Genomic DNA, 22,619 nt, shown 5'->3' with positions numbered 1-22,619 from the left:
TCATGGATGCAATCTCCTACGAACGTGCCGCCGATATCACCAGCGCCGTGCGCGCGGCGCAGCAGCCGGGCACGATGTTCATCGGCGGCGGCACCAATCTGCTCGATCTGATGAAAGGCGGCGTGACACGACCTGTCAGGCTCGTCGACATCACGCGCATACAGGGGCTCGATATCGTATCGACGCTGCCTGACGGCGGCCTGCGCATCGGCGCGCTGGTGCGCAACAGCGACGCCGCAAATCATGCGCTCGTGCGCGCGCGTTATCCGCTGCTGTCACAGGCGCTGCTCGCGGGCGCTTCGGCGCAGTTGCGCAATATGGCGACCGTCGGCGGCAACCTGATGCAGCGCACGCGTTGCCCGTACTTCTACGACACCGCGTTCACCGCCTGCAACAAGCGCGATCCAGGCAGCGGCTGCGCCGCGATCAATGGCCACAACCGCACGCATGCGATTCTCGGCGCGAGCACGCAATGCATCGCCGTCAATCCTTCCGATATGAGCGTCGCGCTCGCCGCACTCGATGCGAACGTGCGCGTGAGCGGTCCGCAAGGCGAACGCGTGATTGCGTTCAGCGAGTTTCATCGGCTGCCGGGCGAGCGCGCGGATCTCGACACGACGCTACGTCCCGGCGAGCTGATTACGTCCGTCGATCTGCCGCCGCCCGTCTTCAGCGAGCACGCGTATTACCTGAAGGTGCGCGACCGCGCGAGCTATGCGTTCGCGCTGGTATCCGTCGCGGCCGCGCTGCAGATGGACGGCAACAACGTGCGCAGCGCGCGTATCGCGTTGGGTGGCGTTGCGCACAAACCATGGCGCGCGACGGTGGCCGAGCAGATGATCGCGGGCAAGCCGCTCGATAGCACGACATTGAACAACGCCGCCGCCGCGGCGCTGAATGACGCGAAGCCGCTACACGACAACGCGTTCAAGGTGCGGCTTGCGCAGAACGCGATCGTGCGCGCGGTGAACCAGGCAGCGGGAGGTGTCGCATGAATACGATGATCGGACATCCGCTCGATCGCACCGATGGCTTGCTGAAAGTCACGGGCGAAGCGCGCTACGCAGCCGAGTTTCCCGAAGCGCGTCTCGCGCATGGCGTGCTGGTGACGAGCACGGTGGCAAAAGGCGCGATTGCATCGATCGACACGAGCCGCGCGCAGGCATTGCCCGGCGTGCTGCTCGTGATGACGTACCAGAACGCGCCGCGCCTGCCGAACGGCGGACGGCCCGCGCTCGCGCCGCCGGCGGGACGACATCTGTCGCTGCTGCAGGACAACCAGATCCACTACAGCAACGAGCCGATCGCAGTAGTGGTCGCAGATACGCTCGAACATGCAACCGATGCCGCGCGTCAGTTGCGCATCACGTATGCGGCGCAACCGGCGGCGCTCGACTTCACGAAAGCCAAGTCCAGCGCGCATGCGCCCGACAAGCCGCAAGGCCGCCAGACCGACACCTCGCGAGGCGACTACGATGCGGGTCTTGCTGCGGGCGTGGTACGCGTCGACGCCGTCTACACGACGCCGATGGAGCATCACAACCCGATGGAGCCGCACGCGACGATGGCCGTGTGGGACGGCCCGCAACTGACGCTCTACGATTCGACGCAAGGCGTGACGGGCACGCGCACGTCCGTCGCGAAGACACTTGGCATGTCGCCCGACGACGTGCGCGTGATTTCGCCGTTCGTCGGCGGCGGCTTTGGCTGCAAGGGCTCGGCGTGGTCGCACGTGGTGCTGTGCGCGATGGCCGCGAAGCAGACGGGGCGGCCCGTGCGTCTCGCGCTGGAGCGGCCGCAGATGTTCGGCTCCGTCGGCGGGCGGCCGTACACCGAGCAGCGCCTCGTGATCGCCGCGAAGCGCGACGGCACGTTGACCGCGATGCGGCACGACAGCTTTTCGAACACGTCGATGACCGAAGACTGGACGGAGACCTGCTGCATGGTCACGCGGATGATGTACGCGGTGCCGAACCAGGTAACGACGCATCGTCTGGTACAGCTGAACGTCGGCACGCCGACCTTCATGCGCGCACCGGGCGAGACGACAGGTTCATGGGCGCTCGAAACGGCCATGGACGAACTGTCGTATCAGTTGAGCATGGACCCCATTGCGCTGCGCCTGAAGAACTACGCGGAGAATGATCCGCAGGAAAACAAGCCGTGGTCGAGCAAGGCCTTGCGCCAGTGCTATAGCGTCGGTGCGGAACGCTTTGGGTGGTCGCGTCGCAAGCCGCAGCCGCGTTCGATGCGCGACGGCAATACGCTGATCGGCCTTGGGATGGGCACGGCGACGTACCCCGCCAATCGCAGCGAGGCGGCGGCGCTGGCGCGCATCCTGCCGGACGGCACCGCGATGGTGGTGTCCGGCACGCAGGACCTCGGCACGGGCACGTACACGGTGATGACGCAGGTCGCATCGGATGCGCTCGGCATTGCGCCGGAGAATATCCGCTTTGGCCTCGGCGATTCGTCGCTGCCGAAGGCGCCGGTGTCGGGCGGCTCGCAGTCGGTCGCGAGCGTGTCGCCGGCTGTGCGCGATGCGTGCGATCAGGCGCGCGGCAAGCTGGTGGCGATGGCGCTTGCGGATCGTGGTTCGCCCGTGTTTGGCGTTCCACCGGATGATGTCGTCGTGCAGAACGGTTGGGTCATGAGTCGCGCCGATTCGTCGAAGCGCGATCCCATCGCGGCTGTGCTTGCCCGCGCGGGCGGGCAACCGATCGAGGCGACCACGAGTACCAAACCCGGCGACGAGAAGCAACGCTATTCGTTTCATTCGTGGGGCGCCGTGTTCGCCGAAGTACATGTCGATGCTGATCTTGGATCGATTCGTGTGGCGAAGATTACGGGCGTTTATAACGTTGGGCGGATGCTGAATGTGAAGACTGCGCGCAGTCAGTTGATGGGTGGGCTTGTGTGGGGGATTGGTGCTGCGCTCGAAGAGGCAACCACGCTTGATACGCAGTATGGGCGGTTTATTAACGCCAATCTCGCTGAGTATCACGTGCCTGTGAATGCCGATGTTGGGGAACTGGATGTGCTTGTGCTCGATGAGCCTGATCCTTTTATTAATTCGCTCGGGTCTCGGGGGATTGGGGAGATTGGGATCACTGGCGTGGTGGCGGCGATTGGGAATGCGGTTTATCACGCCACCGGCGTGAGGGTTCGGGATTTGCCGATTACGATTGATAAGGTTGTGATGGTTTGATTTTTGGTTTTTTCCTTTTTCGTTTTTCTGTTCTTTTTGTTCTTTCTGTTCTTCTGTTGTTGGTGTTTTTGTAGTCCGCGCTGGCGTTCGGGGTTGGCGCCTGCGCGGCGCGGATGGTGTTTCTTGCTTTTTGCTGCGCATGCGGTGTGGCTTGCTTGTGTTTGCGCTGGCATCCGCGTTTTGCCTTCGTGCTTCAAGCGTCGCCCCTGTGCGGGGCGGCACCTACTTTTCTTTGCCGCCGCAAAGAAAAGTAGGCAAAAGAAAGCGGCTCACACCGCCAGCACGTGTTCCTATCCACGGGCCCCCAACGTCCCCGCACTTCACACGGCAGTGCCCTGGTTGGTGTTCGTTGCCAACGCGTCGAATGAACGCTTCACCCACTTCAAATACCCGTGCTCAGGCCAGCGTCAGCGAATGGTATATGCCGCCCAGGTGGCAAACTGTGTGCAGGTTGTCGCACCGCATAGGTTAGTGCTCTTACCAGAAACACCAATCTTGCTACCCAGTCCGGAGTGATGCGCGTATGGCGCGAAAGCCTACACACAGTTTGCCACCTGGGCGGCGGCGGACTATCTGGTACGGCGTGCTGTAACGCGGGCACATGAAGCGGGTGAGGCGTACAGAGAGAACGTTGGCAACGAACGTGAACAGGCGCGTTGCCGTGTGGAGCGTAAGACCGGTTGGGGGCCCTCAGGCAAACACTGAAACTGGCGGTGTGAGCCGCTTTCTTTTGCCTACTTTTCTTTGCGGCGGCAAAGAAAAGTAGGTGCCGCCCCGCACAGGGGCAACGCTAGCAGACCAATAACATCACGCGGATGCCAGTGAAAGAGCAAACCGCGGATGCCAGCGCAAGGTCCGCAAAAACCGAACGGCAACGCCCGCGCCACGAAGGCAACCAACGACCACCCCAAAACCAAAAACAAAACCCTTGCCCCCTTCCCCCGTTGCACCGCACAATGCCCATTCAACCCCGACCACCTTCTGGTGCCACCCATGGCATACGCCTCCCTCGCTACCGGCGTGCTGCTCGCGGCCGGCTACGGATCGCGCTTCGACCCGGAAGGCATCCACAACAAACTCCTCGCTCGCCTGCCCGACGGCACCCCCGTCGCTTTCGAATCCGCGCATCGTCTGCTGCTGGTCGTTCCGCATGTGATCGCCATCGTGCGCCCCGGCTCCGAAATGCTCGCCCGCGTCCTCAATGATGCCGGCTGTCATGTCATCTTTTCCGCCGACGCCGAGCGCGGCATGGGCGCAAGCCTCGCCGCCGGCATCGAAGCCAGCGACGACGCCGACGGCTGGATCGTCGCGCTCGCCGACATGCCCCGCATCGCCACGTCAACCATCGAAGCCGTCGCGCGCGCAGTCGATGGCGACGGGTCGATCGTCGCACCCTACTATCAAGGCCAGCGCGGCCATCCCGTCGGCTTCGGTATCGAGCATCGCGACGCGCTGCTCGCACTCGACGGCGACACCGGCGCGCGCGCGCTCTTCGCAACGCATCCCGTCAAACGCATCGAGGTCGACGACCCGGGCGTCCTCAACGATATCGATACGCCCGAAGACCTGCGCAACGTCTAGTTTCCTCGCGCTCACACCGTTGACATATCCGCGCCCTTGAATCCGAAACACACCGCCGCGCACGGTGAGCACATCCGGGAGCCCAGCGTCGATCAAGGTGAGCCGATACAGGAACCACCGTTCTATTCACGCCCAGGCAGGCACGACGCTTGCGCACTGCTGCACCGCGAAAACCGGCCAGCACGCATCGCATCGTTGGTCTAAGCTGTCCACGATGCCGCGCCGAAATGGTGCGCGCTATCCATGCACCACGCCGCCCGGCGCCCGTCCCGTATCCAGCCCAGGATCTCATGAGCGAAACCAGTCCGCGTCTGTTCATCGTGTCACCGCACTTCGACGACGCCGTCTTCGGTTGCGGCGCACTGCTCGCCGCGCATCCCGATGCCGCCGTCTGCACGGTGTTCGCCGCGCCGCCCGCGCAGGACATGCATACCGAATGGGACGAGAAGGCAGGCTTCGCGAGCGCTTTCGAATCGATCCACGCGCGCACGCTCGAAGATAACAACGCACTCGCCGTGCTCGACGCAATCCCTGTGCGGCTGCCGTTCCGCGACGCTCAGTACGGCGATTCGCCGTCGATCGGCAAGCTCGCCGCCGCGCTCGAAGAAGCGATCTATGGCTCGACGTCGAACACGCTGCTGATGCCGCTCGGCCTCTTCCACGACGATCACGGCCGCGTGTTCGAAGCCTGTTGCGAGATCCTGCCGCGCATGTCGCACCTGGAATGGTTCGCGTACGAAGAAGCGATCTATCGTCCGATGCCGGGGCTCGTCCAGCAACGCCTCGTCGATCTCGCCGGGCGCGGCATCGTCGCGACGCCCGCCAGCCCGGCCGCGGATCACACGCTCGACCGCGAGCGCCAGGCGCTGCTCAAGCGCGAAGCCGTGTCCGCGTACGAAAGTCAGCTCGTCGCGTTCGGGCCGCATGGCTACGACGACGTGTATGCCGCGGAGCGCTACTGGCGGCTGACCGTCGACCGGCAGCGCGCCCGCAAAGCGGGACATTGAGCCGTATCAAACTGCATTGAAGGTTGCGTCAGGGGATCACGCCAGCAGTCTTCGCGGCCATCGCCTACGCTAGTGAAAGCAGGACGCTTCGTACCTTGCCGCCAGAGCAGCGCGAATGCGTTCACCGCCGGTTGCCGCATCGTCCACATCGGCCGACCACATCGCCACGAGGTCACACCATGCACACCAGTCCGATTCCCGATCCGAACGCCGATCCGACGCGCGACCCCGAAGGGGACCCGCTCACGCCGCCGTCGCCCGGTCATCACAACGATGAGCCGCAACGCCCCGAGGGCCCACCCGACAAGGACCCCGTGCTTCGCTGACGCTGCGGTGACGCGCCGGGACGCTCAGTCCAGCTCGATCGGCTGGCCGTGCGGCGTACGGCGCGCCGCCGCGTCCCACGCATCCTTGCGTTCGATCAGTCCCTCGCGCGTCACGCAGCCTTTGGCCGTCGCGATGCGTTCGAGCGCCGTCAGCCAGTGCCCGTAGTACGTGTCGCCGCGATCGGGGTCGCCTTGCGCCTGCGCGTCGCGGATCGCATCGGCGAGGGTTGCGGCCCATTCGGGCCATGTGAACACGCCGCGCTCGTAAAGCGCGAGCGTCATCGCAAATGCCGCAGCCTGCCACGGCGCGGCGAAAACCGGGCCCGCGCCGTCGCGCGGCAGGTCGGGCAGCGCGTCGAGCAACTCGCGCGGAACCTCCTGCGACTTACTGCATGCAGGCGCGTTCATACCGTCCCGTCCGCTTCGAGATACGGCTCCCAGCAATCGGCGCACACCGACGACGCCGTCGTGTCCTTGCCCCACAGTTCGACAGCGTCAAAGCGCACCGTGTAAAGCCATTGCGGATCTTCGCCGCGTCCAAGCGCGTTCGAATCGGGGAACACATGCGCGCCACGCACCGCGACGATCCGGCCACGCTTGCCCCGGCAATAGCGCGGCAGGCGCGTGTGCGTCGGCGGGTTGAGCATCAGCGTGCGCACCGCGTCGCCAACGGCAAAGCGCGCGGGCTGCGGCTCGGGCCGCGACGCGGGACTGCCGCGGAACAGCATGGGATTGACCTGGTCGGCGGCGAGCACGCGCGGCACGGGCGCACCCGCGCGCTGCGACACACCGCTGTCGATCTCCTCGCGCGTTGCGAGTCCCGTGTCGATCAGCAGCTTGCGCAAGCCCGCGAACCAGATCTCGTAGTAGCTGCTCGACAGATATTGCGCGGGCGGCAGGCTCTCGCGCGCGGCGCGCGACATGTCGATGTTCCATTTACCCGTCGAGCCCATCGCGATCGTCAACGCCAGCGCGCGACGCTCCCAGTCCGCGTGGAAATACGGCTCGTCGGTTTCGGGCGCGATGGGCCCGAACGACTGCATACCGCCAAGATCCTGTGCGCCGTTCATGGCTGACCTCCGCTTGCGGGCTTCGCGTCGTGCGGCGCGAGCGCAAGCCCTGTGCCGATCATCGAGTCGCGCGTGACGAGATCGGCGAGTGCGTCTTCATTCAGCGTATCCGTGTTGGGCGGGCGCATCGGCAGCACGAGATAGCGCACCTCCGCCGTCGAATCCCACACGCGGATGTCGATGTCGTCGGGCAACGCCACGCCGAATTCCGCGAGCACGCCGCGTGGATCGATCACCGCGCGCGAGCGGTACGGCGCGGACTTGTACCAGACAGGCGGCAAGCCGAGCACGGGCCACGGGTAGCACGAACAGAGCGTGCACACGACCATGTTGTGCACGCCTGGCGTGTTCTCCAGCGCGACCATGTGCTCGCCCTGCCGCCCCGTAAAACCAAGCGATGCTATCGCGGCCGTCGCATCGTCGAGCAGCCATTGGCGAAAGCCGGGATCAGACCATGCTTTCGCGACGACACGCGCGCCGTTGCGCGGTCCGACCTTGTGCTCGTAGGTTTCGATCAGCACGTCGAGCGCTTTCGGATCGACGTAACCCTTTTCGATCAGCAGCGACTCGAGCGCGCGCACGCGCAGATCCATCTCGGGCAGCGCGCTGCCTTCGTGCGCGTGATCGTGATCGTGGTCATGTTCATGTGAAGCGTCATGGCTCATCTGCGTTCCGCCTGAAGAATGCGACACTCGGCCAGTATGGTCGGGCAAATTGGCGAATGCAAACGCATGCGGGTGTCGAGCGCATTCGCCGCCTCATATCTCCACCCGCGCGCCGACCTCGATCACGCGATTCGCAGGCAGCTTGAAATACGCCGCCACGTTGCCGACGTTATGCAACATCACCGCGAACAGGCGCTCGCGCCACATCGCCATGCCCGCGCCCGGTGTCGGCACGACGGTCGCGCGGCTCAGGAAATACGATGCCTCGCACGGATCGAAATCGAGACCCAACGCGCCCGCGGATGCGAGCGCTTTCGGCAGATCGACTTCGTCCTTGAAGCCGTAGCGGATCGTGATCTGATAACAGCCTTCGCACACCGTGCGCAGCGCAACGCGCTCATGTTCGGCGACCCAGGGAATCTCCTCGTTGTTCACGGTCAGGAACACGACGTGGTTGTGCAGCACGTGGTTGTGCATCAGATTGTTCACGAGCGCATGCGGCACGCTGTCAGGATTGGGCGTGAGAAAGATCGCCGTGCCGGGAACACGCACCGGCTGACATGCGATCAGCTTTTCCAGATACGCCTTGAGCGGCATCGTGCCCGCGTGCACGCGCGCTTCCGCGCGCATGATTTCCCCGCCGCGTCCCCATGTCGCCATGATCGTGAACATCACGAAGCCGATCATCAGCGGGAACCAGCCGCCTTCGACGATCTTCAGCAGATTCGCCGAGAAGAACGTCGCGTCGATCACGAAGAAGAACGCGGTCGCGAACACGCACAGTATCCAGTTGTAATGCCATGCGTAGCGCACCACGAAGAAGGTCAGCAGCGTCGTGATCAGCATCGTGCCCGTCACCGCGATGCCATATGCGGAACCCAGCGCCGTCGAAGACCCGAAGCCGAGCACGGCTGCTACCACGGCCGTGAGCAGCGTCCAGTTGATGCCCGGCACGTAGATCTGGCCGATCTCCTTCTCCGACGTGTAGACGACGTTCATGCGCGGCAGGAAGCCCAGTTGCATCGCCTGCTTGGTCATCGAGTAGGTGCCGGAGATCACCGCTTGCGACGCGATCACAGTGGCGATCGTCGCGAGCACGATCATCGGATACAGCGCCCATTGCGGAAAGAGCCGGTAGAACGGATTTTGCAGCGCGGTAGGTTCGGCGATCAGCAGCGCGCCCTGCCCCAGATAGTTCAGCGCGAGCGCAGGAAACACGAGGCCGAACCATGTGATGCGGATCGGCCGCGCGCCGAAGTGGCCCATGTCGGCATAGAGCGCCTCGGCGCCCGTCAGCGACAACACGACGGCACCCAGCGCGACGAACGCGAGCCACTCGTGACGCAGGCAGAACGCGAGACCGGCGAGCGGATCGAGCGCGGCGAGAATCGCGGGCGCGGCGACCACGTTGGTCACGCCGACCACGGCCAGCACCACGAACCACACCACCATCACCGGCCCGAACACCGCGCCGATACCCGACGTGCCGTGCTTCTGCATCACGAACAGTGTGACGATCGCAACGAGCGTCACGGGTATCACGCAGGTCTTCAGAAAGGGCGCAGCGACTTCCAGCCCTTCCACCGCGCTCAGCACGGAGATCGCGGGCGTAATGATGCTGTCGCCGTAAAAGAGCGCTGCGCCCATCACGCCGACGATCAGCAGCACATGACGCAACCGCGGCCGGTCCGCCACCGACGAAGCCGCCAGCGCGAGCAGCGCCATGATGCCGCCCTCGCCGTGATTGTTGGCGCGCAGGATCAGCGTCACATACTTGAGCGACACGACGATGGTCAGCGACCAGAAGATCAGCGACACGATGCCGATCACATTCAGCGGCGTGAGCGGCAGCCCGCCCGCCGACGCGAAGACGGTCTGCAGCGTGTACAGCGGACTCGTGCCGATATCGCCATAGACGACGCCCAATGCAGCAAGCGCGAGCGAACGCAACGCCGGCTTGTGCGGCGCGGGCGCGCCAATGGCCCCCGCGCCGGGATGCGTGGCTGACAGGCTCATGTCTCCTCCAGTGATCGCCTCGTCGTTAGCTGCTATTGGGCGATCTGAAAGCCGGATGAATGGTCGGACCTTTGAGTACGCGTGTCCGTTGTGCTTGCGGCTGATCCCAGTATAGAAAGCGCTTCGGGAAAAGCGCAGCCGACGCCGTGGACATCGTGCCACATGCGATGTGCGCTTCACCGCATATTTCGGTTCTGCTTAAGAAAGTGCATTGACTCGGCTTTGCGCGCGGGCATAGAATTCTCTTATCTTGAAATTTGAGGGGCGTTGCCTTGGACAGTTGCAGTAGTACGTTTTCGAACAGTTTCGCCGCCTGATCGGCAGACGTCCGCGCTTCCTCATCTATAGCCGCCGTCTTGCCAGCAGGCAGACGGTGCGCGTCGCAGTTTCATTCCTCGTGCATCCTGTTTAGCGTCGTTGGGTTCAGCACCCGGCGCAGCGCGTTCGCGCGTGATCCGCAGCCGCCTTCGTGACAGGCGCGGCTACGCATCGCACGCCGGCGTCCGTGCGCGTGCCCGTCAGCGATGCGCCGACGCCGCGAAAGTTCGACCTGTCCATCGCCACGCGTCTCGCCGACGTGCGTTTCGCGAATTGCGATGCGTTTTTTCAATGAACCGGGAGCCACCATGCCCGACAGTGACAGTCATCCCTTGAGCCCAGCAATGCCTTTATCGACCTGAGGCAGGCAAGCCGACCGCTTTCGATTCCATCGATTCTCCCGCGCCTGCCGCCTCGCATGCACGAGCCTTCGTGCCGGAGAACCGACATGTACTTCCTGCTTCTTTCGACCCTGCCGCAAACCCGCGAAGCACGCGCGCACTACGACGCGTTCCTTTCGCTGAATCACGGGCGACGCGATGTATTCGCGACGCTCGCCAGCAAGCTCAGCAGCATTGCCGCCCGCCTGAGGAAGCGGCAAGCCGCATAAACGGAAATCATTCGACCAATATCCGTTCAAGGGAGAATAACAATGGCAACGCCACCACAAGCACTGCCGACGCGCACCGCCGTTCTCGATGACGCGCATGTCGGCGATATCCGCGGCGCGCTCGGCACGATCGCGCATCACGACACGGCCCCTCGCAACAGCTGGGGCGCACGCTTGCGCACACTGCTCGCGATCGTCGGACCCGGCCTCATCGTGATGGTCGGCGACAACGACGCGGGCGCCTTCGGCACCTATACGCAGGCCGGGCAGAACTACGGCACCACGTTGTTGTGGACGCTGCTGCTGCTCGTGCCCGTGCTGTATGTCAATCAGGAGATGGTGCTGCGCCTGGGCGCCGTGACGGGCGTCGGTCACGCGCGCCTGATCTTCGAACGTTTCGGCAAGTTCTGGGGCGCGTTCAGCGTCGTCGATCTGTTCATCCTCAATGCGTTGACCATCGTCACGGAGTTCATCGGCATCACGTTCGTGCTCGACTTCTTCGGCGTATCGAAGGTGGCGGGCGTGTGCATCGCGGCCGCATTGACGATGGCGGCCGTCAGTACCGGCGACTTCAAACGCTTCGAGCGCTTTGCGATCGTGCTGTGTCTGTTGAGCCTGTTGCTCGTGCCGGTGCTCGTGACGATTCATCCGCCCGTCTCGCAGATGGCGAACCATCTGTTCATGCCCGCATGGCCCGCGCATGCAAAGCTCTCGGACGTGATGCTGCTCGTGATCGGCATCGTCGGTACCACGGTCGCGCCGTGGCAGTTGTTCTTCCAGCAGAGCTACGTCATCGACAAGCGCATCACGCCGCGCTTCATGAAGTATGAAAAGGCAGATCTGTGGATCGGCATCGTGTTCGTGCTGATCGGCGCCATCGCGATGATCTCGTTCAGCGCCGCGCTGTTTGGCGGCAAGCCGGAGTTCGGCCAGTTCACCGATGCAGGCGGCGTGATCGCCGGCCTCGAACAGTATGCGGGCCGCACGCCCGCCGTGCTGTTTGCGATTGCGCTGCTCGACGCGTGCATCATCGGCGCGGCGGCCGTGTCGCTGTCGACGGCCTATGCAATGGGCGATGTGTTCAAGATCCGTCATTCACTGCATCGCGGCGTCGCCGATGCGAAGGGCTTCTATCTCGTGTACTTCGGCATCGTGGCGGCGGCTGCAGGGCTCGTGCTGATTCCGGGCAGCCCGCTCGGTCTCCTCACGGAAGCCGTGCAGACGCTCGCAGGCGTGCTGCTGCCGAGCGCAACCGTGTTCCTCCTTCTGCTGTGCAACGACCGCGCGGTGCTCGGGCCGTGGGTCAACTCGAAAGGGTTGAACCTGTTCACGGGCGGTGTCGTGTGGGCGCTGGTGCTGCTGTCGGTCGTGCTGACGGCGTCCGTCGTGTATCCCGACATCAGCGGACACGCGATCATCGAGATTCTCGCGGGCGGCACGCTGCTCGCCGTGGTGGCACTCGTTGCGGCGACGGCGCTGCGCCGGCTGCGGGGCGCGCAGACTGCGGACAGCGCGCCGTTGGTCAGCCATGCCGAGCGGGCAACGTGGCGCACGCCGCCGCTCGATACGCTGCCAAGGCCCGCGATGACGCTCTCGCGCCGCATCTGGATGGGCGCGCTGCGCGGCTATCTGGTGGTGGCCGTGGGGCTCGTGATCGTGAAGGTGGTGCAGCTCGCCTTGACGTGAGTCAGAGCACGCTGACGTCACTTTCGAAGAATCCCGATAGTCCGCCTTGGGCGGTTGTGACAGAGTATCGGCGGCCGGTCCACGGTGCAGGTAGCTGCCGACGCAATGCGAAGCGACAGCGCATGCCCTGAGCGTCGCGTTTCGGTTGATGGGACGTGGATCGGCCCCCTTCCGTTTGCCTCCCCCCGCCAGAAACACGACGAGGCGAGCCATGCGATCTGGCTCGCCTCCACTCCGAACACACGCCGATCAAACCAGACGAGGGTCCGTCGGCACATTGCCGTGATACGGCATGATGACGGGACCGTCGCCGCCCGCATGCACGGGCGGAAGGGGTAGATCGATCGGCGGCCAGGGCATCGACGGCTTGCCGGGGAAGCCAGGCCACGGGCTCGGCTCCGTCGGCTTGGTGATGGTGAGGATGCCGCCACGCGTGGCCTTGGCTATTTCACGGTCGAGTTCGTCGACCCTCGAGAGGTCTTTCACAAGCAGGTGCGTCATGATGTGTCTCCAGCAACGGTAAAGGTTGGCGAGCGCGCGCTACGTCGTGCCCGATCACCGTGCTGCACGCACCATGCCAAATGCGACAAAGCCCGCTGTCGCGGGCCTTTCATCGATGTGGGAGAAGCCAACTGAACGATCCGGGCCAACTGTCGGCCGTCGAGGTGTTGGCTATCCGGATGCGGTTGGACTCACAGGGTTATCAGCCAGTCGCCGGGTTTGCTTTGCGATTCAGCGTGGCAGCCACGTAAGCGGATCGACGGGCTTGCCGTCCTTGCGCACTTCGAACTGGATGGACGGCACGCCGTTGCTGTCGACACCGACTTCGCCGATCGGCTGACCTTGCGTGACGGCATCGCCTTCTTGCACGAGCAACCTGCTGTTCTGGCCGTAGGCCGTGATCAGCGTGTCGTCGTGCTTGATGATGACGAGCGGCCCGTAGGCCTCGAGCGTGCCCGCGTAGACGACCCGCCCGGTCGCGGCCGCGCGCACCTGATCGCCAGGACGCCCGCCGATCACGATCCCTTTCGACTTGCCCGGCAAGAACGGCTTGAGGATCGGACCGCGCAGCGGCCACGCAAGCGCCACCTGCGCGGGCGCAACGGGCGCCGGCTGGACGGGCGTCGTGGTGGGTGCGGGTGTCGGCACGGGCGTGGTCTGCGCATAAGTGGGCGGCCCGACCCGCAGCAACTGGCCGGGCGCGACGGGCGACGACAACGTCAGACCATTCCAGGACGCGATGTCCTGCGTGCGCTGACCGTACGCGCCGGCGATGCTCTGCAGCGTATCGCCCGGATTGACGCGGTAGAACCCGGCAGGCACGCCGCTGGCGGCCGCGCCGCCCGATGTCCGGTAGGTGGGCGCCTGCGACGGCGCGTTATCCCACGGGTACGTGGTACACGCGCCGAGCATGCTCGCGACAGCGAGCGAGATCAAAGCCTGCGTGACGACGTATTGCCGTTTTACTGTCATTTTTGTGGCCCTCGACGCGGTATGGGACGGCGGCTCTCATAGGGGCCGCGCGTCGTTTGAACGTGTAGCGGGATATGCAGTGCAAATATTATGCCTCGACTGTCCGCCGAAACGATGACGGATTGATATGCGCGGGCGGCGCAGCCCCGACACGCCCGTCGCCGACGGTCGACTCGCTCGCACTGCTGCTTCGACCTGCCGCTTGATTCCTTCTGCAATCCCAATCAATTTCGCCTGATCAGCGAAAGCGAAAGGTCACACGCTGCCTTCCGACTCGATCACCAGAATGCGTGCTTCGCCGATCGGATGCGCAACGTGTTCCGTGCCGACCGATGCATGAAACACGTCGCCCGTCTCGAGTACCGTTGAATGCTCGATGCCCGCTTCGCGGTAGCGCATCTCCACGCGCCCGTCCAGCACGGCGAACACTTCCTCGCCATCGTTGACGTGCCATTTGTACGGCTGGTCGGTCCAGTGAAGACGCGTGGTGATGCCGTTCATGTTGGCGATATCGAGCGCGCCCCATGGACGCTCAGCCGTGAACGTGCTGCTGCGGACGATTTTCATGACGGTCTTGCGCAATGACGGTGGTCGGACTGGTCATTATAGTGGCGCTCGCGCGCATGCACGTGTCTTGCTCACATGGCCGGAGAAGTCCATTACATGCGGCTCGCGAGCCATTGCATAGCTGGAGTGCTCGCCTATACTGAAACTTGCTGCGGTCAACAATTATGCGCAGACCCGCAAGACGATGCGCGGCAAGACGGTTCATTCCACTTCAGCGTTTCCGTCTAACGAGGAGGTTCCATGAACAAGGCGTTGTTTCTTGCCGTACAACTGAATGTCGATGAGATGACCGCATCGCCTGCGCTGGTCGAACTGCTCAATGCGCATCTCGTCTTCGCCGTCGATGTCGCCGAGGCCGCCGATGCCCTCGTGCAACTGGCGAGCGTGAGCCGCCTGTCGAGCGGCGTGGAAGCGAGCGTCGAGATTCCGGCGGTCGCCCTCGAACAGTTACGCCAGGCGCTCGAAGCGCTCAGCGAATACGACCAGTCGTGGCTCTTCGCGCTGGAACCTAGCCGTGCACTATTCGACGATATCGCGCGTGGGCAACGCACATTGCATTGATGCGCCCGCAACCCTGACGAGGTACGGCTTCCCGGCCGCCTACCGAGGACCGATCGTGAAAAATCTCCTGAACATGCGTCGCGCTACCGTCAGCAATGGTGCCGCGGCTCACCTTCATTTTCAGCCACACAACCCCGCGCAGGCCGCCCCGCTCGACGACCTTCCCACCAGCGAAAGCGATGCGGGCGCAACCATCGAAGCGCGCCCGGCCAGTTCGCCGCCGCGCCCCGTCACGCCGCTGCATGCGGTGCAGGTCACGCCCTCGGCGCCGAACGGACGCGCCGTGCAGCTGGCGGACGCAGCTGATGTAGAACGCATGAGCGACAACGCGGAACTCAAGACATTCCATACGTTTCGCACTTTTGACTATTCGGTCAGTCTGCTGTTTTACCCAAAGGAATTGAAATACTTCGTCGCACTGTTTCAGGAAGATCGCCTATGGCGCGTGCTGAGCACGAGCGACATCAATACGGCGAAGCAGCTGTTCCACCATATGCAGGATCAGGCGACACGGCTTTCCGACGGCGAGACACGCCGCCTGCAGCTCGAAGCGCAGAACGAGCAGCTGAAGCGGGCGATCGCGGAATCCGAGGCGCACGCGGAGCGGCTGCGTCAAGGTTTGCAGCGCACGACCGAGCAGGATCAGGCGGTGACGAGCCGGCAGCATCAGTTGCGCAAGGAACTCGCGCAACTCGAAGCGCAACGCACGGCCGCGCAGGCGCAGTTGAACAAGACGCATCGGCAGGTGCATCAGCTGAACGTTGCGAACAACGAAGCGATTCCGCATATTCCGCGCTAGGGTGACCGCGGCCTGACCCGACTTCGGCCGCCCCGGACGCAAAAACGCCGCCCAGGTTTTACCTTGGGCGGCGTCTTTTTTACCTATGCGTCTCAGCAGGGCTCGCGGACCCTGGCCGGCGCTTTCGATCTGGTTACTGCGTCAGCCTGGCCGGCAATCAGTTGCCGAAGAAGACCGAACGCGGACCCTTCTCGTCAGCCAGCGAGCGGCCAGCTTGCGACGTGCCGTTCGTCTGCACGCCGTAGCCGCTTGCGTTGGCGTCTTCTGCGTGGACGCGTGCTTCCGCGGCCTGGATGTTGTTCGGGTAGTTCTGGCGATCCGACAGCGGATCGTAGCCGGCCTTCTCCAGACGGGCGAGATCGGCGCGAACTTCGGCGCGCGTCAGCGGCTGCTGGCTCGATTGGGCAAACGATGCGACGGGAGCGGCAACAGCGGCAGCGAGAACGACTGCGGAAATCAGGGCTTTCATGGACAACCTCCGAGAACTTGTTTTTCGATTCGCTGCGAACATCGTGTCCGTCAGCGTTGATGCAAGTTTATGGAAGGGAACGTCCTAGGGAAATCCCTAATCTAGCTAAACTATGTTGCGCGAATTGAAATAATCCACGCAGTCGGGTGTTCGATTCGATTTATGAGATCAAATAATTGCAACACTGTGTTCCAAAAAGTGTGCATCGGGCGAAACAATGAGCCGCACGAAGGCAAACGCCCCGGCGCCGTGAGGCGCCGGGGCGTTTGCAATCAGACCGATCTTCGCGTGACGGGCTGAAACTTCGCCCGTTCGTCCGCTCAGGACCAGTTCGCGTGGTAGCTACCCGGCTTGTCGAGACGCTCGAACGTGTGCGCGCCGAAGAAGTCGCGCTGCGCCTGCACGAGGTTGGCGGGCAGACGCGCCGAGCGGTAGCCGTCGAAGTACGCGATCGCCGACGAGAACGCCGGGACGGGCACGCCCGCCGTGGTCGCGGCAATCACGACGTCGCGCAGCGCCCCCTGGTAGTTCGCCGCGATGTCGCGGAAATACGGGTCGAGCAGCAGGTTGGCGATCTGCTTGTCCTTCGAATAGGCGTCCGTGATCTTCTGCAGGAAGCGAGCGCGGATGATACAGCCGGCGCGGAAAATCTTCGCGATCGTGCCGTAGTCCAGATCCCACTTGTATTCGTCCGACGCCGCGCGCAGTTGCGCGAAGCCCTGGGCGTAGGAAATCACCTTGCTGAAGTACAACGCGCGGCGCACGGCCTCGATGAACGCGGCGCGGTCGCCCGAGAACGGCTTGGCGGCCGGCCCTTCGAGCACCTTGCTGGCTGCCACGCGCTGATCCTTCAGCGACGACAGCACGCGCGCGAACACGGCTTCCGTAATCAGCGGCAGCGGCGCGCCGAGGTCGAGCGCGTTCTGGCTCGTCCACTTGCCCGTGCCCTTCTGCGCGGCGCGGTCCATGATGATGTCGACGAGATCCTTGCCCGTTTCCTCGTCCTTCTTGTCGAAGATCTTCGACGTAATCTCGATCAGGTAGCTGTCCAGCTCGCCCTTGTTCCACTCGGTGTAGACGGCACCCAGTTCCTGGTTCGACAGCCCGAGCACCTGCTTGAGCACCGCATAGCTTTCGGCGATCAGCTGCATGTCGCCGTATTCGATACCGTTGTGCACCATCTTCACGAAATGGCCCGCGCCGTCCGGACCCATGTACGCGACGCACGGCTCGCCGTCCGGCGCCTTCGCCGCGATCTCGGTGAGGATCGGGGCGACGAGGTCATACGCTTCGCGCTGGCCGCCCGGCATGATCGACGGGCCCTTGAGTGCGCCCTCTTCGCCGCCCGATACGCCCGTGCCGATGAAGTGCAGGCCCGACTTCGCCAGTTCCTGATTGCGGCGGATGGTGTCGGTGAAATGCGTGTTGCCGCCATCGATCAGAATGTCGCCCTTCTCCAGCAGCGGCTGCAGCGATGCGATCGTCGCGTCGGTGCCTGCGCCCGCTTTCACCATCATCAGGATGCGGCGCGGCTTTTCGAGCGACGCGACAAATTCTTCCAGTGTGTAGGTCGGAACCAGCTTACGGTCGGGAAACTCCGCGATCAGTTCGTCGGTTTTCTCGCGGGTGCGGTTGAACACGGACACCGCGTGACCGCGGCTTTCGATGTTCAGCGCCAGATTCCGGCCCATCACCGCCAGCCCCACTACGCCGATTGCCTGTTTGCCCATGTGAATTCTCCTGATTCCACCGCTACGCGGCGGTGAGTCGTGAAGCCGCGCCCACCATCAGGGCGCGTCGAGGATGAAAGAATAAAAGAAATGACGGGATGACGCTCGCGTACTCCCCGACCGCCGTGTCCGGCACGCTCGATGCATACGGGCTTTCGCCGTGCTTTCGCGCCGAGCAGTTTGCACGACTCGCTGCCGGCTCTCTAAAGCTTAGTCCGCGAAACGCGCCGCGAAGGTTCGTCGTGCTGTCGCAGAGCAAGGCGTCAGACCCGGCGCGTGCGCTAACGTTTCCTGAACACGAGGCTGAAGTTGTTGGCGGGCATCTCGACCGGCTCGTCGGCATCGAAGCCCGCTGCGTCAGCCAGCGCCACCACGTCTTCCATGTTGCGCACGCCCCATGTGGGATTGCGGCGTTGCAACTGCTCGTCGAACGCGGCGTTGGTCGGCGCCGTATGCGCGCCGCCGCGCCGGTACGGTCCGTACAGAAAGAGCACGCCGCCCGCTCCCAGCAGCCGGCCGGCGCCGCCGATCAGCGCCTGCGCGGACTCCCACGGCGAGATATGGATCATGTTGATGCAGACGATCGCCGCAGCGGCTTCGATGCCCCACGACGCGTCGCGCACGTCGAGCGCGAGCGGCGGCCGCACGTTGGGCAAGCCGCTGTGTGCCGTCCAGGCAGCAATCGACGCGCGCGCCTCGTCGTCGACGTCGCTCGGCTGCCAGACGAGGTGCGGCAGCGCCGCGGCGAAGTGGATCGCGTGCTGGCCCGTGCCGCTCGCGATCTCGAGCACGGTGCCCGACGCGGGCAGCACGCGTTCGAGCACGGCGAGGATCGGTTCGCGGTTGCGTTCGGCGGAAGGCGCGTGCTGGCGCAGGTTGAGATCAGGCGTAGTCATGGTGTTTCGATCAGTAGAGACCGGTTCGCATCCGTTCAACGAGGTCGCGATCATACGCGAGCGCGTCGAAAGTCTCACCGAAAATGCGCTTGTGCATATCGCCCGCGCTCGGCAGCCGCGAGCGCTCCACGTAGCGCGACGGGTCCCACAGTTTCGAGCGCGCCAGCGCTTTCGAGCAATGAAAGTACACCGCGTCGATATCGACGATCAGCACGGTGCGCGGCTTCTTGCCATCCACTGCGAAGCTGTCGAGCAGCGCCGATTCTGCCGAAATGCGTCCGCGTCCATTGACGCGCAGCGTCTCGCCGACACCCGGCACGACGAACAGCAGCCCGACATGCGGGTTGACGATCACATTGCGCAGACTGTCGATGCGGTTGTTGCCGACGCGGTCGGGAATCGCCAGCGTGCGCGCATCGATCAGCCGCACGAAGCCGGGCGCATCGCCGCGCGGCGAGCAGTCGAGCCCTTCCGGCCCGGCCGTCGCCAGCACGATGAACGGCGATTGCTCGATGAACGCGCGATAGCAGTCGTTGACGTACGGGATCTCCTTGCGTATCGAGCGCTCATGCGGCTCTCCATACAACGCTTCCAGTTCTTCTATCGACGTGAGCATCGGCGTTCCTCGTGAATGGAGATGAAACTGGCGGGCATCTACGTGCCTTAGCTGACCGCGAGACGCGCCGCGAGCGCGGCGAGCGCATCGCCGCATGGCGCTTCCACTTTCAGCGACAACAGCGGGTCGGCACGCGTGCGTCCGAGATTGATCGCGGCCACCTGCTTGCCCATCTTCTGCGCCCACACGCAGAAACGGTAGCCCGAATACACCATCAACGACGAGCCGACCACCAGCATCGCGTCGGCGGCATCGAGCGCGTGGGTAGCCGCCTCGACGCGCGCCTTCGGCACGTTTTCGCCGAAGAACACGACCGCGGGCTTCAGCAGCCCGCCGCAGTTCGGGCAAGGTGGCACGCGGAACGAGCCGAGGTCGTGCCATTCGAGATGAGCGTCGCCGTCGGCGGCCGGTTCGGCGATCACATCGAGCAGCGCAGGGTTCGTGTTGATCAGCGTTTGCTGGATCGACGCGCGCGTGTGATGCGAGTTGCAATCGAGACACGTCACTTCGCCGATGCTGCCGTGCAGTTCGATCACGTCACTGCTGCCTGCGCGCTGATGCAGGCCATCGACATTCTGCGTGACGAGCGCGCCGACGTGCCCGGCCGCTTCGAGCCGCGCGAGCGCGTGATGCGCGGCGTTCGGCGCGGCCTTCGCGACCACGGGCCAGCCGACCGTGCTGCGCGCCCAGTAACGCTGACGCGACGCAACGGAGCCAAGAAACTCCTGCAACGTGATGGGCGGCGAGCGCTTCCATTCGCCATTTTCGTCGCGATAGCCGGGGATGCCGGAATCGGTGCTGATGCCCGCGCCCGTCAACACGAAAAGCCGCGGATGGCGTTCGACGAAGTCATGTAAAGCGGCAAGCGCGTGAGGTTCGATCAGCGTGGACATAGAGTCGATGAAGCGGCGCGAGTGAGTGGTTGCAGAGAGTGGTGACAACGGAGCAAGAGGCAAACGCTCAGCGCTTCTTGCCCGGGTCGTCTTCGTGCTCAACCGGCTGCGCGTGCCGCGCTTCCCACGCAGCCAGCGCCGCGCGATACCGCGTGAGTTCTTCCGCGTACAGATCGAACACGCACGGATCGCAGCCGCTATCGCAGCACTCGCTGGGGTCGGGCCGCGTGGGCGGTGTGGGGCGCGGATCGTCGGTGGCCGGCGCCCCCGGGTGCGTGGCCTCGTCAGCAGTCACATTGACGTCCAGTGGTTCGGGAAGCGTCAAGTATACGTCGGCTGCCCGCGCCGCGTGGTGTCACATGTGCGTCATCCGCGGCCGACGAACGGCATCTTGCTCGCCATGATCGTCATGAATTGCACGTTCGCCGACAGCGGCAGGTTCGCCATGTGCAGCACGGCATCGGCGACATGTTCGACGTTCATCAGCGGCTCCACTGCGATCGTGCCGTTGGCCTGCGGCACGCCGCGCGCCATCCGCTCGGCCATTTCCGTCTCGGCGTTGCCGATGTCGATCTGGCCGCACACGATGTCGTAAGGCCGGCCATCGAGCGAGACCGATTTGGTGAGACCCGTGATTGCGTGCTTGGTCGCCGTGTACGCAATGCTGAACGGTCGCGGCGCATGCGCCGAGATCGAGCCGTTGTTGATGATGCGGCCGCCGCGCGGCGTTTGCGCCTTCATCATCGCGAATGCCGCGCGCGTGCACAGGAACACGCCCGTGAGGTTCGTATCGACGACGGAACGCCAGTCGTCGAGTTCGATCTGGTCGATTTCGACGGGCGGCGCATTGCGGCCCGCGTTGTTGAAGAGCACATCGAGCCGCCCGTAGCGCAACCGGATCGCGTCGAACAGCGCTGCCACGCTCGCGGCATCCGTCACGTCGCAGGCGACGGCGAGTGCATCCTGGCCGTTTGCTTGCGCATCTGTTGCGAGCGCATCGAGTGGGGCTTGCCTGCGCCCCGTGAGCACGACGCTATAGCCGTTGGCAAGCAGCTTGAGCGCCGTTGCCTTGCCGATGCCACTGCCCGCGCCTGTCACGAGCGCCACTTTGTCTGCTTGCTTTGTCTCTGCTGTCTGCGTCACACCGTCTCTCCAGGTCGTGCTGCCCGCGACGCGGCGCGACGCAGGCCCGTCAATCGAGCGCGCGGTCGTTCGGCTTCGCGAACAGCTGTTTCATCTCCGCCGACAACGGGTAGTTCAGGTTGATGCCCTTCGGCGGAATGGGTTGCGTGAACCACTTCTGATAAAGGTTCGCCGCTTCGCCTGAAGTTTGCAAGCGCGCGATCACGCCGTCGACCAGTTTCTTGAAGTCCGGATCGTCCTTGCGGAACATGCAGCCATACACCTCCGACATCGGAGAGGTGCCCGTGATCACGTAGTCGTCGGCGTTCTGCTCTTTTGCTTTCGCGCCGTACAGCAGCGGATCGTCCATCACGAACGCGACGGCGCGCCCCGTCTTCACGTTGAGGAACGACTCGGCGTGATCCTTCGCGCTGATGAGGCGCATGTTCATCGACTTCTCGGCGTTCATCTGCCGCAGCAGACGCTCTTCCGACGTGCCCGCCGTCGTCACGACCGTCTTGCTGGCGAGATCGCCGAAGTCTTTCACGCCTGAGTCCTTCTTCACGATCATGCGCACGCCGTACTGGAAGAAGCTGTTCGAGAAGGCGACCTGGTTGTCGCGCTCTTTGGTATGCGTGGTCGAGCCGCATTCGATATCGATCGTGCCGTTCTGCACGAGCGGGATGCGGTTCTGCGACGTGATGGGAATCTCGCGGACCTTGAGGTCCGACAGCTTCAGCTCTTTCTTCACCTCGTCGACGATCTTCAGCGCGATCGCCTGCGAATAGCCGATCACGTGCTGCTGTTCGTCGTAGTACGAGAACGGCACCGACGACTCGCGCACGCCGAGCGAAATCGCGCCTGTTTCGCGGATCTTCTTCAAGGTCGCGCTCGATTCCTGCGCGTATGCGCTGCCGCCGGCGACGGTGACTGCGATCAGTGCCGCGAGCGTTGCGTGCTTCGTCATCGTTGTTTTCATGGTCTCTCCTGTTATGGATGTGTGTGC

25 protein-coding genes are annotated in these 22,619 nt (G+C 64.0%); 9 read left to right on the top strand and 16 right to left on the bottom strand.

Going from position 1 to position 22,619, the window contains the following annotated elements; translation table 11 throughout:
• The first annotated feature begins 2 nt into the window (after positions 1-2).
• Both PPGU16_RS28145 and PPGU16_RS28140 read left to right on the top strand, forming a co-directional pair.
• Positions 3-995 carry an FAD binding domain-containing protein gene (locus tag PPGU16_RS28145; RefSeq protein ID WP_180723642.1) on the top strand — a complete coding sequence of 331 codons (993 nt, stop codon included), beginning with the start codon at positions 3-5 and terminating at the stop codon, positions 993-995.
• Positions 992-3,208 carry a xanthine dehydrogenase family protein molybdopterin-binding subunit gene (locus PPGU16_RS28140; RefSeq protein ID WP_180723641.1) on the top strand — a complete coding sequence of 739 codons (2,217 nt, stop codon included), beginning with the start codon at positions 992-994 and terminating at the stop codon, positions 3,206-3,208. The genes PPGU16_RS28145 and PPGU16_RS28140 overlap by 4 nt, the downstream gene beginning before the upstream one ends.
• Here PPGU16_RS28140 and PPGU16_RS28135 read toward each other — a convergent pair.
• Complete coding sequence (locus tag PPGU16_RS28135; protein ID WP_180723640.1) at positions 3,145-3,405, bottom strand: hypothetical protein; 261 nt, start codon at positions 3,403-3,405, stop codon at positions 3,145-3,147. The genes PPGU16_RS28140 and PPGU16_RS28135 overlap by 64 nt on opposite strands.
• Before the next feature lie 796 nt (positions 3,406-4,201).
• Here PPGU16_RS28135 and PPGU16_RS28130 point away from each other — a divergent pair.
• The 3 genes from PPGU16_RS28130 (at position 4,202) to PPGU16_RS28120 (ending at position 6,122) form a co-directional block, all read left to right on the top strand.
• Positions 4,202-4,789, top strand: a complete 588-nt coding sequence (locus PPGU16_RS28130) for a nucleotidyltransferase family protein (RefSeq protein WP_180725236.1) — start codon at positions 4,202-4,204, stop codon at positions 4,787-4,789.
• A 290-nt stretch (positions 4,790-5,079) separates the two neighbouring features.
• Positions 5,080-5,796, top strand: coding sequence for a PIG-L deacetylase family protein (locus PPGU16_RS28125; protein ID WP_180723639.1), 717 nt, complete (start codon positions 5,080-5,082; stop codon positions 5,794-5,796).
• Between the two features lie 179 nt (positions 5,797-5,975).
• Positions 5,976-6,122 (top strand): hypothetical protein, encoded by a 147-nt coding sequence (locus PPGU16_RS28120; RefSeq protein WP_167352363.1) that lies wholly within the window; start codon positions 5,976-5,978, stop codon positions 6,120-6,122.
• A gap of 24 nt (positions 6,123-6,146) precedes the next feature.
• Here PPGU16_RS28120 and PPGU16_RS28115 read toward each other — a convergent pair whose 3' ends face one another.
• The 4 genes from PPGU16_RS28115 to PPGU16_RS28100 all read right to left on the bottom strand — a co-directional run bounded on the left by PPGU16_RS28115 (position 6,147) and on the right by PPGU16_RS28100 (position 9,873).
• Positions 6,147-6,530, bottom strand: coding sequence for a nitrile hydratase accessory protein (locus PPGU16_RS28115; RefSeq protein WP_180723638.1), 384 nt, complete (start codon positions 6,528-6,530; stop codon positions 6,147-6,149).
• Positions 6,527-7,192 (bottom strand): nitrile hydratase subunit beta, encoded by a 666-nt coding sequence (gene nthB / locus PPGU16_RS28110; RefSeq protein WP_180723637.1) that lies wholly within the window; start codon positions 7,190-7,192, stop codon positions 6,527-6,529. The genes PPGU16_RS28115 and nthB overlap by 4 nt, the downstream gene beginning before the upstream one ends.
• Complete coding sequence (nthA, locus tag PPGU16_RS28105) at positions 7,189-7,857, bottom strand: nitrile hydratase subunit alpha (protein ID WP_180723636.1); 669 nt, start codon at positions 7,855-7,857, stop codon at positions 7,189-7,191. The genes nthB and nthA overlap by 4 nt, the downstream gene beginning before the upstream one ends.
• A 93-nt stretch (positions 7,858-7,950) precedes the next feature.
• Entirely contained in the window at positions 7,951-9,873 is a 1,923-nt protein-coding gene (locus tag PPGU16_RS28100) for a potassium transporter Kup (RefSeq protein ID WP_180723635.1), read from the bottom strand.
• Positions 9,874-10,639: 766 nt separating this feature from the next.
• Here PPGU16_RS28100 and PPGU16_RS28095 point away from each other — a divergent pair.
• Both PPGU16_RS28095 and PPGU16_RS28090 read left to right on the top strand, forming a co-directional pair.
• Positions 10,640-10,801 carry a hypothetical protein gene (locus PPGU16_RS28095; protein ID WP_180723634.1) on the top strand — a complete coding sequence of 54 codons (162 nt, stop codon included), beginning with the start codon at positions 10,640-10,642 and terminating at the stop codon, positions 10,799-10,801.
• A 42-nt stretch (positions 10,802-10,843) separates the two neighbouring features.
• Positions 10,844-12,487, top strand: a complete 1,644-nt coding sequence (locus PPGU16_RS28090) for an NRAMP family divalent metal transporter (protein WP_180723633.1) — start codon at positions 10,844-10,846, stop codon at positions 12,485-12,487.
• Between the two features lie 249 nt (positions 12,488-12,736).
• Here PPGU16_RS28090 and PPGU16_RS28085 read toward each other — a convergent pair whose 3' ends face one another.
• The 3 genes from PPGU16_RS28085 to PPGU16_RS28075 all read right to left on the bottom strand — a co-directional run bounded on the left by PPGU16_RS28085 (position 12,737) and on the right by PPGU16_RS28075 (position 14,527).
• Positions 12,737-12,988: a hypothetical protein gene (locus tag PPGU16_RS28085; protein ID WP_180723632.1), complete on the bottom strand. Its 252-nt coding sequence runs from the start codon at positions 12,986-12,988 to the stop codon at positions 12,737-12,739.
• A 231-nt stretch (positions 12,989-13,219) separates the two neighbouring features.
• Positions 13,220-13,960, bottom strand: a complete 741-nt coding sequence (locus tag PPGU16_RS28080) for a peptidoglycan DD-metalloendopeptidase family protein (protein WP_180723631.1) — start codon at positions 13,958-13,960, stop codon at positions 13,220-13,222.
• Positions 13,961-14,215: 255 nt separating this feature from the next.
• On the bottom strand, positions 14,216-14,527 hold the full coding sequence (locus tag PPGU16_RS28075) for a cupin domain-containing protein (protein WP_180723630.1): 312 nt from the start codon (positions 14,525-14,527) through the stop codon (positions 14,216-14,218).
• Between the two features lie 240 nt (positions 14,528-14,767).
• On the opposite strand from PPGU16_RS28075, the gene PPGU16_RS28070 reads away from it, so the two are divergent.
• On the top strand, positions 14,768-15,088 hold the full coding sequence (locus PPGU16_RS28070; RefSeq protein WP_180723629.1) for a hypothetical protein: 321 nt from the start codon (positions 14,768-14,770) through the stop codon (positions 15,086-15,088).
• 55 nt (positions 15,089-15,143) lie between these two features.
• Positions 15,144-15,887 carry a DUF2968 domain-containing protein gene (locus PPGU16_RS28065; protein ID WP_238269738.1) on the top strand — a complete coding sequence of 248 codons (744 nt, stop codon included), beginning with the start codon at positions 15,144-15,146 and terminating at the stop codon, positions 15,885-15,887.
• A 157-nt stretch (positions 15,888-16,044) separates the two neighbouring features.
• Here PPGU16_RS28065 and PPGU16_RS28060 read toward each other — a convergent pair whose 3' ends face one another.
• The 8 genes from PPGU16_RS28060 to PPGU16_RS28025 all read right to left on the bottom strand — a co-directional run bounded on the left by PPGU16_RS28060 (position 16,045) and on the right by PPGU16_RS28025 (position 22,580).
• Positions 16,045-16,356, bottom strand: a complete 312-nt coding sequence (locus PPGU16_RS28060; protein WP_180723627.1) for a DUF4148 domain-containing protein — start codon at positions 16,354-16,356, stop codon at positions 16,045-16,047.
• A 320-nt stretch (positions 16,357-16,676) separates the two neighbouring features.
• Complete coding sequence (gnd, locus tag PPGU16_RS28055) at positions 16,677-18,086, bottom strand: NADP-dependent phosphogluconate dehydrogenase (protein ID WP_180723626.1); 1,410 nt, start codon at positions 18,084-18,086, stop codon at positions 16,677-16,679.
• A 281-nt stretch (positions 18,087-18,367) separates the two neighbouring features.
• A complete protein-coding gene (locus PPGU16_RS28050; RefSeq protein WP_180723625.1) occupies positions 18,368-18,982 on the bottom strand; it encodes a DUF938 domain-containing protein in 615 nt (204 codons plus the stop codon).
• Between the two features lie 10 nt (positions 18,983-18,992).
• The gene (locus PPGU16_RS28045; RefSeq protein WP_180723624.1) at positions 18,993-19,598 is read right to left on the bottom strand and encodes a pyridoxamine 5'-phosphate oxidase family protein; all 606 of its coding nucleotides are present in this window, start codon (positions 19,596-19,598) and stop codon (positions 18,993-18,995) included.
• Between the two features lie 47 nt (positions 19,599-19,645).
• A complete protein-coding gene (locus PPGU16_RS28040; protein WP_180723623.1) occupies positions 19,646-20,491 on the bottom strand; it encodes an NAD-dependent protein deacetylase in 846 nt (281 codons plus the stop codon).
• A 67-nt stretch (positions 20,492-20,558) separates the two neighbouring features.
• Positions 20,559-20,786 carry an oxidoreductase-like domain-containing protein gene (locus tag PPGU16_RS28035; RefSeq protein WP_180723622.1) on the bottom strand — a complete coding sequence of 76 codons (228 nt, stop codon included), beginning with the start codon at positions 20,784-20,786 and terminating at the stop codon, positions 20,559-20,561.
• A 71-nt stretch (positions 20,787-20,857) separates the two neighbouring features.
• Entirely contained in the window at positions 20,858-21,634 is a 777-nt protein-coding gene (locus tag PPGU16_RS28030; protein WP_180723621.1) for an SDR family oxidoreductase, read from the bottom strand.
• 49 nt (positions 21,635-21,683) lie between these two features.
• Entirely contained in the window at positions 21,684-22,580 is an 897-nt protein-coding gene (locus tag PPGU16_RS28025; protein ID WP_180725235.1) for a glutamate/aspartate ABC transporter substrate-binding protein, read from the bottom strand.
• Positions 22,581-22,619: the final 39 nt, after the last annotated feature.

Origin of the sequence: Paraburkholderia largidicola, assembly GCF_013426895.1 — a bacterium.
GTDB classification, from domain to species: Bacteria; Pseudomonadota; Gammaproteobacteria; order Burkholderiales; family Burkholderiaceae; genus Paraburkholderia; species Paraburkholderia largidicola.
Note: the sequence above shows the minus strand (reverse complement) of the source record. Positions and strands in the feature narration are given on the sequence as shown.

Excerpts from the sequence above, each read along its gene's own strand:
- PPGU16_RS28145 (WP_180723642.1), top strand. The coding sequence starts at position 3 with ATGGATGCAATCTCCTACGAACGTGCCGCCGATATCACCAGCGCCGTG.
- PPGU16_RS28140 (WP_180723641.1), top strand. The coding sequence starts at position 992 with ATGAATACGATGATCGGACATCCGCTCGATCGCACCGATGGCTTGCTG.
- PPGU16_RS28130 (WP_180725236.1), top strand. The coding sequence starts at position 4,202 with ATGGCATACGCCTCCCTCGCTACCGGCGTGCTGCTCGCGGCCGGCTAC.
- PPGU16_RS28125 (WP_180723639.1), top strand. The coding sequence starts at position 5,080 with ATGAGCGAAACCAGTCCGCGTCTGTTCATCGTGTCACCGCACTTCGAC.
- PPGU16_RS28120 (WP_167352363.1), top strand. The coding sequence starts at position 5,976 with ATGCACACCAGTCCGATTCCCGATCCGAACGCCGATCCGACGCGCGAC.
- PPGU16_RS28115 (WP_180723638.1), bottom strand. The coding sequence starts at position 6,530 with ATGAACGCGCCTGCATGCAGTAAGTCGCAGGAGGTTCCGCGCGAGTTG.
- nthB (WP_180723637.1), bottom strand. The coding sequence starts at position 7,192 with ATGAACGGCGCACAGGATCTTGGCGGTATGCAGTCGTTCGGGCCCATC.
- nthA (WP_180723636.1), bottom strand. The coding sequence starts at position 7,857 with ATGAGCCATGACGCTTCACATGAACATGACCACGATCACGATCACGCG.
- PPGU16_RS28100 (WP_180723635.1), bottom strand. The coding sequence starts at position 9,873 with ATGAGCCTGTCAGCCACGCATCCCGGCGCGGGGGCCATTGGCGCGCCC.
- PPGU16_RS28095 (WP_180723634.1), top strand. The coding sequence starts at position 10,640 with ATGTACTTCCTGCTTCTTTCGACCCTGCCGCAAACCCGCGAAGCACGC.
- PPGU16_RS28090 (WP_180723633.1), top strand. The coding sequence starts at position 10,844 with ATGGCAACGCCACCACAAGCACTGCCGACGCGCACCGCCGTTCTCGAT.
- PPGU16_RS28085 (WP_180723632.1), bottom strand. The coding sequence starts at position 12,988 with ATGACGCACCTGCTTGTGAAAGACCTCTCGAGGGTCGACGAACTCGAC.
- PPGU16_RS28080 (WP_180723631.1), bottom strand. The coding sequence starts at position 13,960 with ATGACAGTAAAACGGCAATACGTCGTCACGCAGGCTTTGATCTCGCTC.
- PPGU16_RS28075 (WP_180723630.1), bottom strand. The coding sequence starts at position 14,527 with ATGAAAATCGTCCGCAGCAGCACGTTCACGGCTGAGCGTCCATGGGGC.
- PPGU16_RS28070 (WP_180723629.1), top strand. The coding sequence starts at position 14,768 with ATGAACAAGGCGTTGTTTCTTGCCGTACAACTGAATGTCGATGAGATG.
- PPGU16_RS28060 (WP_180723627.1), bottom strand. The coding sequence starts at position 16,356 with ATGAAAGCCCTGATTTCCGCAGTCGTTCTCGCTGCCGCTGTTGCCGCT.
- gnd (WP_180723626.1), bottom strand. The coding sequence starts at position 18,086 with ATGGGCAAACAGGCAATCGGCGTAGTGGGGCTGGCGGTGATGGGCCGG.
- PPGU16_RS28050 (WP_180723625.1), bottom strand. The coding sequence starts at position 18,982 with ATGACTACGCCTGATCTCAACCTGCGCCAGCACGCGCCTTCCGCCGAA.
- PPGU16_RS28045 (WP_180723624.1), bottom strand. The coding sequence starts at position 19,598 with ATGCTCACGTCGATAGAAGAACTGGAAGCGTTGTATGGAGAGCCGCAT.
- PPGU16_RS28040 (WP_180723623.1), bottom strand. The coding sequence starts at position 20,491 with ATGTCCACGCTGATCGAACCTCACGCGCTTGCCGCTTTACATGACTTC.
- PPGU16_RS28025 (WP_180725235.1), bottom strand. The coding sequence starts at position 22,580 with ATGACGAAGCACGCAACGCTCGCGGCACTGATCGCAGTCACCGTCGCC.